Below are 12,696 nucleotides of genomic sequence, written 5' to 3'. Positions count from 1 at the left end.
ACATAATGAAAAAAATTCAGAATATTTGCTGCATCGGCGCAGGTTACGTAGGCGGGCCGACCATGGCAGTTATTGCCTGTAAAAACCCATCGATACAGGTAAGGGTTGTGGATATCAACCCAGATCGTATTGCAGCATGGAATTCAAAGGATTTATCTAAACTACCGGTATATGAGCCAGGTCTTGCCCATATTATTGAGCAAACCCGAGATGTTAATTTGTTTTTTGATACAGATGTGCAAGGTGCTATAAAGCAGGCCGATATGATTTTTATATCGGTTAATACCCCTACAAAAACCTATGGTAAAGGAAAGGGTATGGCTGCGGATTTAAAATATATTGAGCTTTGCGCTAGACAAATCGCTCAAGTGGCCACAAGTGATAAGATTGTTGTTGAAAAGTCAACCTTACCTGTGAAAACAGCCTCGGCTATAAAACAAATATTGGATCAAACTGGAAATGGTGTGCATTTTGAAATTTTATCTAATCCCGAATTTTTGGCCGAAGGTACAGCTATTGAAGATTTATTAAACCCCGATAGGGTCTTAATTGGAGGAGGTGACTCCTTTAAGGCCACCCAGGCCATACAGGCCTTGGTTGATATATATAGTAGCTGGGTGGATCCCAAGAAAATATTAACCACTAATTTATGGTCATCGGAGCTTTCTAAATTAACCGCAAATGCTTTTCTAGCCCAAAGAGTATCCTCTATTAATGCCATTAGTGAGTTATGTGAAGTATCAGGGGCGAATGTACAAGAGGTTGCCAAGGCCATTGGTAGTGATTCCCGTATAGGTAGTAAGTTTTTGAATGCCTCGGTTGGTTTTGGTGGTTCATGCTTTCAAAAAGATATATTAAATCTAGTTTATATCGCCCAAAGTTATAACTTGCATCAAGTTGCGGCATATTGGAATCAGGTAATTGTTATGAATAATTATCAGAAAAGTCGTTTTGCGCAAAATATAGTGCAAACATTATTTAATACCGTTAATGATAAGAAGATAAGTTTTTTGGGGTGGGCTTTTAAAAAAGACACCAATGATACCCGTGAATCTGCTGCTATTTATGTGGCAAATGAACTGATGGAGGAAATGGCAGTTATCCACGTTTATGATCCCAAGGTAAGTCAAGAGCAAATGTTAACCGATTTGGATCATTTACACTCTAGAACTCCTTGTGAAAACAAGCAGCTTTTAAAAGTGCACGCTGACCCTTATTTGGCATTAAAGGATTCCCATGCAATTGCTGTTTTAACCGAATGGGATGAGTTTAAAAACTATGATTGGAAACGTATTTATCAAAACATGAAAAAGCCTGCCTTTATATTTGATGGAAGGAATCTTTTAGATAGGGATTCTTTACAAGAGATAGGTTTTAAACTCTACAGTATAGGGGTGGGGAGTAAATAAAAACGATAAGGATAAAATAAGTAGATATAATTAAGCCCTATAAAGATAAAAACCTTGCTATCTCTAGCAAGGTTTTCTATAGACTTTTTTGTAAATATTTTTAGGTGTTTGAATTAAAAAGATGTAGTGGAAATTGTATAGAATTGAATCTAATGCCTTTTGATATTTACCAAGTCTTAATTAATGACTTTTATAGAATTGTTTTTTTAATTATATCTGTTTATACCTACTTTGTGGTAGGGGTTAAAAAAAAGCAGGCCAATAAGATAAATCTTGTTTTTTAATCAAAAAAAGCCTCCTTTGTTGTCTTAATCAAATATAGTAAAAAATTAGCCATTAAATGTCTTTTAAAGCATTTAAAATCAAAAACCTAGAATTGCTCTAGGCTAAGAAGGATTTTTTTTAAAATTATAAAGTTGAAAACAACAGCCATAACCATGGCAAAATAACTTTTAACTTACCTTAAGTTACTAAAAAAGGTGGGTATGTAAATTTTTAATAAAATACAGTACTTTTAAAAGTTAAAGTGTTTTGCAAGTAACATATAACCAAACTAAAAATAAAACAAGTAATTGTGCAGAAAATAATAGTAACAGGGGGATGCGGGTATATTGGATCCCATACCGTGGTAGAATTACAACAAAAGGGTTATCAGGTAGTAATTCTAGATGATTTATCTAATTCTACGCAAAGTGTTTTGGATGGCATCCAGCAAATAACAGGAATTAAACCTTTATTTGAAAAAGTGGATTTGAAAGACCCGGTGGCTACCGATCGTTTTTTTTGCTCTCATCAAGATGCTAAAGGAATTATTCATTTTGCGGCAAGTAAAGCCGTTGGGCAAAGTATGCAAGAGCCTTTGATGTATTATCAAAATAATATAATTGGGATAATTAATTTATTGCAAGGAGTTAAGAAATACAATTTAAATAATTTGATTTTTAGTTCCTCGTGCACCGTTTACGGGCAGGCAGATAAAATGCCAATTACAGAACTAGCTCCTATTAAACAGGCGCTGTCTCCCTATGGAAACACCAAGCAAATTGGAGAGCAAATTATTGTAGATTTAGCTCAGGTTTATCCTTTAAAAAGTGTTTTGCTTCGCTATTTTAATCCAATTGGAGCTCATGATTCCTTGTGTATCGGAGAATCGGTTCAAGGAGTGCCTTATAATTTGATTCCTTACTTAACCCAGACGGCAAAAGGGATTAGGCCTTATTTGAGTGTTTATGGTGATAGTTATAACACCCCGGATGGAACCTGTATTCGCGACTATATCCATGTACAGGATTTAGCCGTGGCACATCTTAAAGCATTGGAGCTGCTTTTAAAAAACCAAAACAAGCAAGATATAGAGGTTTTTAACCTAGGCAGCGGTAAAGGATACTCGGTTTTAGAGTTAATAGAGAGTTTTAAAAGAGTCAATAAAGTGGATCTAGCTTATAAAATTGTACAAAAAAGGCCCGGAGATGTAGACGCAGCATGGGCAGATACAACAAAGGCCTATGAGCAATTAAATTGGCAACCAACCAAAGATTTAGATCAAATGTTAGCCAGTGCATGGGCTTGGGAAAACAAAAATCAGAACTAGTTTAAAATAATAAGTAAAGTTTAATTTATTTGTTTGATTTATTTAAAGTTTATCCCTACTTTTGTCTTATTAAAGTCAACTAGTATTTTTTGACTTGAAAAAAGAAAGTGATATAAACATATAAAAAAGGTATTTATATAGATTTATCTATACTATTTTTTCGACTTATACCTTTTTGTGTTTAAAAGTTCATATTATTAAAAGCCTCCTTTAAGGAGGCTTTTCTTTTTGATAATTACCATAAGGTTACATAGTGGGGTTTAATGTAATTTTATGGAGATATAAAAAGCAGAAAGGGTATTCTTTTTTAAAGAATACCCTTTTGTTTTTTGCGTGTATAAAATATACAGATGTAAATGGCATTAAAGGATCTAGCTTTCGAATATAAAAGCTAGATGCCCCTTTTATTTATTATGCTCTACGAACGTTAACTGCGTTAAGTCCTTTTTTTCCATGTTCTACTTCATAAACAACATGATCTTTCTCGTTAACTGTTTCTTTTAATCCAGTAACGTGAACAAAAATGTCCTGACCTCCATCATTTGGAGTAATGAAACCAAATCCTTTAGTTTCGTTGAAGAATTTTACGATTCCTTCTTGCATGATTATTAAATTTAAAATGATTATGTAATTTTTAGAGCTTTAGTTAACCTTGGTGTGTTCTAAAGGGTTTTTAAGTTGCTTTATTTTGACTTTGGTTAACTTCTCTATTTTTTTTAAGTCTGTTTTTTCTTGGGTACTACACATGGATATAGCCTGGCCGTTTTCTCCAGCTCTGGCCGTTCGGCCAATTCGATGAACATAAGTCTCTGGAATATTCGGGATTTCGTAGTTTACCACAAGGGGTAATTTATCTATATCAATTCCTCTTGCAGCAATATCTGTTGCAATTAAAATTTTATTGGTTTTGTTTTTAAATTCCTCTAAAGCCTTTACCCGTGCGCCTTGACTTTTGTTACCATGAATAGCAGCAGAGGTTATGTTGGATTTTTGTAAGAATTTTACAAGGTTATTTGCACCGTGTTTGGTTCTTGTAAATACTAAAATCTGCGTATTAGGATTATCCAATATAATTTGCTTTAAGAGATTCTTTTTTTTGTCTTGTTCACTAAAGTAAACAAATTGCTGAATCTTATCGGCAGTTAAGCTCTGGGATTTAACCTGAATTCGAGTAGGTTTTACTAAGATGGTATTGGCAAACTCCTCAATGTTTTGCGGCATGGTGGCCGAGAAAAATAAAGTTTGTTTATCCCTTGGAGTCAAACGAAGTATTTTTTTAATATCATGAACAAACCCCATATCTAACATTTGATCTGCCTCATCTAAAACAAGTTGTTTAATCTGAGATATGGATAGAAGTTTTTGTTGAATTAAATCTAGTAACCTTCCCGGGGTTGCAATTAAAATTTGTGGGCTTTTCTTTAGATTCTTTACCTGAGCTACTTGAGATACCCCACCAAAAATACTGATTATCTTTATGTGCTTATCTGCATTGATATCCACAAAAGTTTTCTCTACTTGTAGGGCCAATTCTCTAGTTGGTACAACCACTAAAGCCTGTATAGCCGATGACTTACTAGTTGTTCTTGCGACAAGTTCTAATATAGGGATGGCAAAAGCGGCTGTTTTACCAGTACCGGTTTGGGCCCAACCCAAAACATCGTGTTTGGCTAAAATAGCAGGAATTGCCTGTTGCTGAATGGCTGTGGGTGTTTTGTATCCTATGGCATGTATAGAATCTAACAGGGAAGGGCAAAGAGTAAAATCTTTAAAATTCATTGATACTTGGTCTGTTTTTTATTATTGAATCAAATATAAAAAACAGCATTATTTTATATTATAAATCGACGTATTAACGATTGTCGTCTTATATAAATATATAGCTTAATTATTTAAATTCCTATTGTTTATGCACAATTTTAAAAAAATATTTAATAAGCTTCTATAATTTTATGGAAAAGAAATAGGTAGAATGTACACAAATCCGTTCGATAAAATATTTATCTTAACTAAAATCAAAAGTTACTGGTTTGGTCGAACTACTAAAGTAAAGAGTACAATTGATTTTGTGATCTTCTTTGTGGTATAGATTAGGTAGTAATCTTTTTAATACGGCACAAATCTACAATTATAAAGCCAAGAAAAATAATTTTTTTAGATATTTTTATAAAATAGGTATAAACATCATCATTTTATTGACTTTAAGGGTCCTGATTCCTAGGTGTATTTGGATTTTTTTATGTTTGGAATTAACATTATACTGTTTTTTTTACTACCTTTTGGTAGTTGAATTGCAAGTTATCTAGTGCAGTTAGATAAAAAAAATGAAATAGTAAAAACAAAATAAGAAGTTATGAGAAAATCAATTGCTGTTTTTTTGGCCGTGTTTGGCTTTACAAGTTTTATGTTTGGTCAACAAAATCTGACCCAGATAGACCTAGGAATCTTTCCAGAACCTATGCCAGGGTATAAACAGGTTGTAATAAATTTGCCACATTCTTTGAAGGATTCAACTAAAAAGGTGGAGTTCTATGTAGGGGAGACCATCTCTACCGATACATGTAATTCTTATTGGTTAATCGGTGAATTACAAGAAAAGGATTTACCAGGATGGGGGTATAGTTACTATGTGTTTCAAAGCGATGGGGTTGTGGCCAGTACGCAAATGGGGTGTTTGGATAATACCCAAAAAATGAGCTTTGTTAGTTCAACACCTGAACTTATCACTTATAATGGTAAAATGCCAATTTTAATCTACGTTCCAGATCAATACCAAGTGCGCTATAAAATTTACAAAACAGACCAGGAGGAGTTTCAAGGTGTTGAGGTGGCTGCTAAAAAACAGTAGTTACTAAATTTGATTATTTAAATAAAAGTAAATAAATAATTGGTATATTATAAAAATTATCGTTAATTTTATAGTAAAATAAATAGCATGAAAAACAAAAGTATTTTAGCTGTTGCTTTATTATGTGGCGCCTTGGCCTTTACAAGCTGTAAAAAACAAGCCGATACAAAAGTAGAGCAAACCGTAGTTGAACAACAGACCTTTACTGGTCAAGATGGGCATACCACTGAGAATTCAGTAGATTGGGATGGCACATATAAGGGAGTTTTACCTTGCGCTGATTGCCCTGGAATAGAGGTTACAATTGTATTGAATCCGGATGGTACATTCCAAAGAGAGGATGTTTATCAAGATAAAAAAGATGGAACATTTAAACAAGTAGGTACTTTTACTTGGGATAAAGATGGAAGGATAGTTACTTTAAAAAGTAAAGATGAGGTTTCTCAGTTTCAAGTTCGCGAAGGAAGTATGGTTATGTTAGATACCCAGGGTAATATCATAACAGGAGAATTAGCTGATAATTACGTACTTACAAAACAATAGGGATTAGTTAGATTATTATATTATAAGTGCCAACTTAGTTGTTGGTCTTATTTAACAAAGGCTAATAAGGTCTTTTACTTTCGAAAAATCGTAGAAGTCCGGGTAAGAAAAAAGGATCATATAATTTTTATATGATCCTTTGTGTTTTGTGTGCCCAGCATGGGTAGTAACTCTAGGGTGTAAGTCCCGAACACGCCTCTACAACGGGAAGTGTTAGCCAAATGCAAGGGTGTCCATCGCGAGGTGGAATCTGAAGGAAGCGCTAGGCAAACCCTTGACCTGACGAACAGAAACTATATCAGGCTCAATAATATCGGATAAGGTTGCAAAACAAACTGAAGTCCAAAGTTGTACGGAGATATTTAGGGTAAATATAGCAGGTATATGAGGGGAAAGTTACTGTTCTTACCTGGGGAGGTCTTACAGACATAGGAAAGTTTTTTTTACAGAACTATGGATAACAATTGCTGTAAGAAGTCAGCAGAGGTCATAGTAGGTATGGATACAAGCTTGGCAATACCAAGAGCCTTACGAAATACTGAAGGACTGAACTTAATTTAAATGAGTAGTAAATGAATGTTACCTAATGAAGGAAGGAATGCAGAAAATATCAAAATATATTGATAACTACCTTGGAAAGGATAGGACGGAATCCGAAAGCTACCAAGGAGTGCAGACCTTTATTGGGATAACTGAAAACAACCTCATGGAAGTACATTTTAGTAGCGAGAGTCTTCTTGCTCAAATCCTTGGCTCTAACAATATGAACCTAGCCTATAAAAGGGTAAAGTCCAATAAGGGGAGCTATGGAATCGACAAGTTATCTACGGAGAACCTGCTAGAATGGCTCCGAAATAACAAGGAGTCATTAATTCAATCCATAAATGACGGGAAATATTCTCCTTTAGCCGTTCGCCGAGTTGAAATACCTAAAGAAAGTGGGAAAGTACGCCTACTAGGAATACCAACTGTAGTAGACAGAGTAGTCCAGCAAAGTATTGCTCAGGTACTATCTCCTTTATACGAGAAGGAATTCCTCCCTAGCAGTCATGGGTTTAGACCTAAAAGAGGATGTCATACCGCTTTAAAAGAAGTAAAGAATCACCTAGATAAAGGATACCACTATGTGGTAGACTTAGATTTAGAGAAATTCTTCGACACGGTTAATCACAGCAGATTAATCCAACTTCTATCTAAAAGAGTGAAAGACCCTCGAGTAATATCCTTAATCCATAAATATTTAAATGCTGGTGTAGTTGTGGAAGGAAAATTCGAAGAGAGTACTTTAGGTGTACCTCAAGGAGGTCCGTTAAGTCCTTTACTTAGTAACATTATGTTACACGAACTAGATATGGAACTTGAAAGGCGAGGACTACGCTTTATACGCTATGCAGACGATTGTTTAATCTTCTGTAAAAGTAAAAGAGCTTGCAACCGCGTGAAAGAAAGTATCACTAAGTTCATAGAAGAAGTACTCTATCTTAAAGTAAATAAAGAGAAGACAACTACTGGTTATATCAAAGGAAAGAAATTCCTAGGATATAGTTTTTATGTAACTAAAGATAGGAAATGGGCATACTACATTCATCCTAAAAGTTACAGTAAACTCAAAGAAAGACTTAGGGAAATTACAAAACGTAATAATGGAAAAGGGTACGATAAATTAAAAGCATCCCTAAGGTTGTTCCTACAAGGATGGGTATCGTACTTTAAACTAGCAAATATGTCAACAAAGATTAAGCGTATAGATGAATGGTTACGTTTTCGAATACGCATGTTTATATGGAAGAGTTGGAGTAAAACAAAGACAAGAGTGGTAAACCTTAAAAGGTTAGGAGTCAATCATAATCAAGCCTATCAGTGGGCAAATACTCGTAAGAGCTACTGTCGAACGGCCTTGAGCTTTGTCCTTCAGACTACATTAAATAAGCAAGTACTAAAACGAGCAGGCTATACATCTTTGAATGACATCTACTCAAAAGTATCGTAAAGTTAAGAACCGCCTTGGTACGGAACCGTATGCCAGGTGGTGTGAGAGGTCGGCTGAAGAAATAATCTTCAGCCTCCTACTCGATTTATAAAGGCTATATAATATAGGGGCAGGGCAAAACCAGCAGGGTGGCTTTATAGTAGTTTTTTGTTAAACAAAGAAATAGAATTATCTATTGACTATTTTCAGCTTTGGTATATCTTAAAAAAATACCCCAAAAAGTTTTTAACTCCTTGGGGCAAGTCTTTTAATAAGCCTTTATTGTTAAGCTATTTATTTTTTATAGCTAGGATTATTTATTGTAAACCGCTTGTTTTTTAAAGTGAACGGTTAACAGGTAATAAACCACGGCTCTGTATTTATTGCGGTTTGAAGATCCGTACTGATCCATAACTTTAGAAATACCACCATCTAAGTCATCTTTTTCACTTAGCCCTAGTTTTTTAATTAAAAAGTTATTTTTCACGGTTAATAACTCACTTTCGGAGCTACTAGCCACAGTGGAAGAATCTTTGTTGTAGATCGAAGGTCCACAGCCAATAGTAACTTTTTCTAATAACTCCATATCCGGAGTAACACCGCATTTAGACTTTAGATCCTCTGCGTACTTTTGAATTAATTCTGCTCTTTTACTCATAGTAATTTTTTTTAAACGCTACAATTTAAGTAAAAAATCCCAAATAAACTAGTGTATTTTAACTCTAAGATTAGATGGATGAATAATATTGTTTTAAAATTTGATCGTTTAATTCCAAAGGAGTAAATACCTCTAGAATTCCTGGTTTGGAGCTATCGCTGTAAAATTCTTCTAAGCATTGTTTTAACTCTTGTTGATTAGCTGCCTTTAAATAAGTTAAACCATACATATTGGCTAAATGTTCTACCCCAAGTTGGTGGGTGGTTTCAAAATACGTGTTAAACAATGGGGTGTTTTTATGCCCGGGAAGGAATCGAAAGATACTTCCGCCTTGGTTATTTAAAACAATAGCTCTAAAGCTAGTTGGAATATAGTTGTTCCAAAGAGCATTACTGTCATACAAAAAGCTTACATCTCCACTAATTAACACAACTTGCTTATCCTTTTTTGCCACACTAGCACCTATAGCCGTTGAGCTACAACCATCTATTCCGCTGGTTCCTCTATTGCAAAACACCGAAATACTGGATTTACTTTGAAATAACTGAGCGTAACGTATCACCGAGGAATTACTTAATTGGGTAATACAATTCTCTGGTAGGGATTCAAGTATAATTTGCATAGCCTTTAAATCACACCAAGGTGTTTGATCTAAGAACTGATTTTGCAGCTCATTTTTTTGATGGTCAATTCCAGTAGCCCAGTCTTTATAATTGCTCTTAATATCGGTGGGATATAAACAGGTCATATTAGAAAAAAAGCGATCTGGGGTATCTAAGACTTTACTGGTTAAACAATCGTATGTATTATAGTGTCTTAACATATCAATATGCCAGTGCTCTTGTGGTTGATATTGTCTTAGTAGTTTTTTTATGTGTTTACTAATTACCATTCCACCAAATGTGATTAATATATCTGGTTGGAATTCCAGTACTTGTTGCAAGGAAAACTTGTTTACAAAACGATCAATATTATCAATAAAGCTAGGGTTATGTAAATTAGAGGTGGACTCGGTTAAAACCACAACACTTGGATCTTTAGTTAAAGCATCGATTACCTGTTGGGTTAATACCCCGGGATTGTTAACCCCGACAAGAATAAGTTTTTTACTGGCCTTAGACCATTTTTGTCCATAGGCTTGGTAATCAATAATAAAAGGATCTATAATCTGAGGGTTAATCAAAGTAGGATTAACACTTAAATGTTCTGTGGTTTGGTATAATGGCTCTTCAAAGGGCGCGTTAATATGTGCGGGGCCTTTTTGAGCTATACAGGCATTAATGGCATTGTTGATAAGAATGTCATTGTTTTCACTGGCTTGTTGTTGTAAATTAGCACTGTAGACAATATGATTGGAAAATACATCTACTTGACGAATAGTTTGACCATCGCCTATGTCAATTTTATTCAAAGGTCTATCGGCCGAGATAACCAGTAGTGGAATCTGACTATAAAAAGCCTCTGCCACACTAGGGTAGTAGTTTAAAACAGCAGAACCACTTGTGCAAACTAAAGCTGTGGGTTGTTGGGTTTGTTGGGCCATTCCCATAGCGAAAAAACCAGCACATCGTTCATCGGCTATACTATAACATGTAAAAAAAGGATCACTAGCAAAACCTATAGTTAAAGGTGCGTTTCGTGATCCTGGTGATATGATAATATTTTGAATATTTTTCGCTTTGCAAATTTGTATTATGCTTTGTGCTAAAGGTATCTCTGGATAAATCATATATCTTAGGTGTAAAGCTCAAAGATACAAACAAACCTAAGATTTTGCACACACACCGTTCTATATTTTTCGCAAGGAGTTTACTTGGCTTTAATCCAGTCCTTAATCTCCGGATCGGTTGGTAGGGTTCTAGGTGAAATAACCTTTTGTAGATGCCCGTCTTGGTCAATTAAGTATTTTTGAAAGTTCCATTCTACCTGGGAGTCTTGCAAATTGTTTTGGTCTTTTTGGGTTAAAAATGCGTAAATATCTGCCATATCATCTCCTTTTACAGATATTTTACTCATCATAGGAAAGCTAACCCCGTAATTGGCTTGACAAAAAGCTGCTATTTCTTGGTTATTGCCCGGTTCTTGTCCCGCGAAGTTATTAGCTGGAAATCCAACAATAACAAAGTTGTCAGGACCAAATTCTTTGTATAAACTTTCTAATTGCTCGAATTGTGGGGTTAAACCACATTCAGAGGCTGTATTGACAATTAATATTTTTTTTCCTTTTAGCTGGGCAAAATCAAAGGTGTTTCCTTGAATATCTTCCACTTTAAATTGGTAGATAGTGCCTTGGTTTTTATCCTGATTCATTTGTTTTGAGTTTTGTAGATTTAACGTATCAATGTTCTTTGCATAAAGACCAGTGGCTAAGGTTAAGCAACAGGCCATGAGAATATTTCTAAGCATAGTAATTTGTTTTTAAATGAATTGTTTTAGTCCTACAATTCTAATTGGCTTAAAGTTACGAATCTAATTTTATTTTTACTCAGATAAAATTTAGAAAACTTTTTTTTAACTATTTCTAGATCCTGTGTTTACAGTATTGTTGTCAAATTAAGATTTATCGGATGAATTTACTAAAATTTGAACACCTGTTTATTTTAAGATGTGCAATATTTTTTGTTATTTATAATTGTATTGATTTTATTAACTAAAAAACAAACAACAAATGTAAGTTTGTTTATTTAAAAGATGGTTTTTAGATAAATCGCATAAAAATAAATGACCCACCGTAATTTTGTCCCAGAAAATAATAACTTTGATAGTTATTTTATTTACCAAAAACCAAAACAAATATGAAGTCCGTAATTATTCAAGGAATTAAAGGATCGTTCCACCACGAGGCGGTAGAACGTTTTTTCAAAGAACAACCCGTAGAGATAGTGGATAGTCCTACTTTTACCACACTTGTAAATCAAGTAGTAGATCACAAGGTAGATTATGGGATGATGGCCATGGAGAATTCAATTGCAGGTTCGATTTTACCTAACTATTCCTTAATGACAAAAAAAAAGCTATATATTGGAGGAGAGATTGCCCTTCCCATCAAGCATCACTTATTGGCTTTAAAGGGACAGACCTTAGATGATATTACCCAGGTAAGAACCCATCCTATGGCTCTTTTACAATGTGAGAATTTTTTAGATCAAAATCCAAACTGGCAACGTTTAGCTATGGATGATACGGCCACTTGCGCTCGTAATATTCAAGAAAAGCAAATGTATGGCGTAGCGGGAATTGGATCTGCTTTGGCAGCCAAAATGTATGATTTAGAAATTTTGCAACACAATATACATGATGTATATGACAACTTTACTAGATTCTTTTTAGTTGGGACCAAACCAATGAATGTAAATGGCTTTGATAAGGCTACTTTATATTTTTTTACTGATCACCAAAAGGGAAGATTAAGTAAAGTATTAGAAATTCTAGCCCAACATGAGATGAATTTAACTAAAATTCAATCCGTACCTATCTCCGGTAGTGTATTTCAATATTCTTTCCACGTAAATGTTGTTTTGGTAAATAAAAATTACGACCTGTATTATCAGGCTTTGGAAAAACTTAAAGATGTTACGCGTCATTTAAGTGTAATTGGTCAGTATATGGAGGACAAATTAATTATTGAAAGACCGGAAGAACAAAAAGTAGATGCCTCGATGATTTATTAAATCAAAT

Annotated in this window: 11 protein-coding genes; 6 read left to right on the top strand and 5 right to left on the bottom strand. The window is 34.4% G+C overall.

The genetic code is table 11. From position 1 onward, the window contains the following. The first annotated feature begins 5 nt into the window (after positions 1-5). Both ACYSNV_RS06320 and galE read left to right on the top strand, forming a co-directional pair. On the top strand, positions 6-1,409 hold the full coding sequence (locus ACYSNV_RS06320) for a nucleotide sugar dehydrogenase (RefSeq protein ID WP_461761716.1): 1,404 nt from the start codon (positions 6-8) through the stop codon (positions 1,407-1,409). A gap of 574 nt (positions 1,410-1,983) precedes the next feature. Then, on the top strand, positions 1,984-3,000 hold the full coding sequence (galE, locus tag ACYSNV_RS06315; protein ID WP_461761715.1) for a UDP-glucose 4-epimerase GalE: 1,017 nt from the start codon (positions 1,984-1,986) through the stop codon (positions 2,998-3,000). 411 nt (positions 3,001-3,411) lie between these two features. Here the strand turns inward: galE and ACYSNV_RS06310 are convergent, their stop codons facing one another. Beyond that, positions 3,412-3,603 carry a cold-shock protein gene (locus tag ACYSNV_RS06310; protein WP_461761714.1) on the bottom strand — a complete coding sequence of 64 codons (192 nt, stop codon included), beginning with the start codon at positions 3,601-3,603 and terminating at the stop codon, positions 3,412-3,414. A 39-nt stretch (positions 3,604-3,642) separates the two neighbouring features. Further along, positions 3,643-4,779, bottom strand: a complete 1,137-nt coding sequence (locus ACYSNV_RS06305) for a DEAD/DEAH box helicase (RefSeq protein WP_461761713.1) — start codon at positions 4,777-4,779, stop codon at positions 3,643-3,645. A 574-nt stretch (positions 4,780-5,353) separates the two neighbouring features. On the opposite strand from ACYSNV_RS06305, the gene ACYSNV_RS06300 reads away from it, so the two are divergent. From ACYSNV_RS06300 to ltrA, 3 genes are all read left to right on the top strand, one after another. Then, entirely contained in the window at positions 5,354-5,848 is a 495-nt protein-coding gene (locus ACYSNV_RS06300) for an ecotin family protein (protein ID WP_461761712.1), read from the top strand. Positions 5,849-5,935: 87 nt separating this feature from the next. Next, positions 5,936-6,391, top strand: coding sequence for a copper resistance protein NlpE (locus ACYSNV_RS06295; protein ID WP_461761711.1), 456 nt, complete (start codon positions 5,936-5,938; stop codon positions 6,389-6,391). A gap of 598 nt (positions 6,392-6,989) precedes the next feature. Continuing rightward, positions 6,990-8,381: a group II intron reverse transcriptase/maturase gene (ltrA, locus tag ACYSNV_RS06290; protein WP_461761710.1), complete on the top strand. Its 1,392-nt coding sequence runs from the start codon at positions 6,990-6,992 to the stop codon at positions 8,379-8,381. A gap of 292 nt (positions 8,382-8,673) precedes the next feature. On the opposite strand, the gene ACYSNV_RS06285 is transcribed toward ltrA, so the two are convergent. The 3 genes from ACYSNV_RS06285 to ACYSNV_RS06275 all read right to left on the bottom strand — a co-directional run bounded on the left by ACYSNV_RS06285 (position 8,674) and on the right by ACYSNV_RS06275 (position 11,328). Then, positions 8,674-9,018, bottom strand: coding sequence for a DUF2853 family protein (locus tag ACYSNV_RS06285; protein ID WP_461761709.1), 345 nt, complete (start codon positions 9,016-9,018; stop codon positions 8,674-8,676). A gap of 70 nt (positions 9,019-9,088) precedes the next feature. Next, positions 9,089-10,747 (bottom strand): 2-succinyl-5-enolpyruvyl-6-hydroxy-3-cyclohexene-1-carboxylic-acid synthase, encoded by a 1,659-nt coding sequence (gene menD / locus ACYSNV_RS06280; RefSeq protein ID WP_461761708.1) that lies wholly within the window; start codon positions 10,745-10,747, stop codon positions 9,089-9,091. Positions 10,748-10,827: 80 nt separating this feature from the next. After that, positions 10,828-11,328 (bottom strand): glutathione peroxidase, encoded by a 501-nt coding sequence (locus ACYSNV_RS06275; protein ID WP_461761740.1) that lies wholly within the window; start codon positions 11,326-11,328, stop codon positions 10,828-10,830. A 485-nt stretch (positions 11,329-11,813) separates the two neighbouring features. Between ACYSNV_RS06275 and ACYSNV_RS06270 the strand changes: the two genes are divergently transcribed. Continuing rightward, positions 11,814-12,689 (top strand): prephenate dehydratase, encoded by an 876-nt coding sequence (locus ACYSNV_RS06270; protein WP_461761707.1) that lies wholly within the window; start codon positions 11,814-11,816, stop codon positions 12,687-12,689. Positions 12,690-12,696 lie beyond the last annotated feature (7 nt).

The organism is Myroides sp. LJL119 (genome assembly GCF_054871605.1).
This window is presented reverse-complemented; position numbering and strand designations above follow the sequence as displayed.

Excerpts from the sequence above, each read along its gene's own strand:
- menD (WP_461761708.1), bottom strand. The coding sequence starts at position 10,747 with ATGATTTATCCAGAGATACCTTTAGCACAAAGCATAATACAAATTTGC.
- ACYSNV_RS06295 (WP_461761711.1), top strand. The coding sequence starts at position 5,936 with ATGAAAAACAAAAGTATTTTAGCTGTTGCTTTATTATGTGGCGCCTTG.
- ACYSNV_RS06285 (WP_461761709.1), bottom strand. The coding sequence starts at position 9,018 with ATGAGTAAAAGAGCAGAATTAATTCAAAAGTACGCAGAGGATCTAAAG.
- ACYSNV_RS06305 (WP_461761713.1), bottom strand. The coding sequence starts at position 4,779 with ATGAATTTTAAAGATTTTACTCTTTGCCCTTCCCTGTTAGATTCTATA.
- ACYSNV_RS06270 (WP_461761707.1), top strand. The coding sequence starts at position 11,814 with ATGAAGTCCGTAATTATTCAAGGAATTAAAGGATCGTTCCACCACGAG.
- ACYSNV_RS06300 (WP_461761712.1), top strand. The coding sequence starts at position 5,354 with ATGAGAAAATCAATTGCTGTTTTTTTGGCCGTGTTTGGCTTTACAAGT.
- ACYSNV_RS06310 (WP_461761714.1), bottom strand. The coding sequence starts at position 3,603 with ATGCAAGAAGGAATCGTAAAATTCTTCAACGAAACTAAAGGATTTGGT.
- ACYSNV_RS06275 (WP_461761740.1), bottom strand. The coding sequence starts at position 11,328 with ATGAATCAGGATAAAAACCAAGGCACTATCTACCAATTTAAAGTGGAA.
- ltrA (WP_461761710.1), top strand. The coding sequence starts at position 6,990 with ATGCAGAAAATATCAAAATATATTGATAACTACCTTGGAAAGGATAGG.
- ACYSNV_RS06320 (WP_461761716.1), top strand. The coding sequence starts at position 6 with ATGAAAAAAATTCAGAATATTTGCTGCATCGGCGCAGGTTACGTAGGC.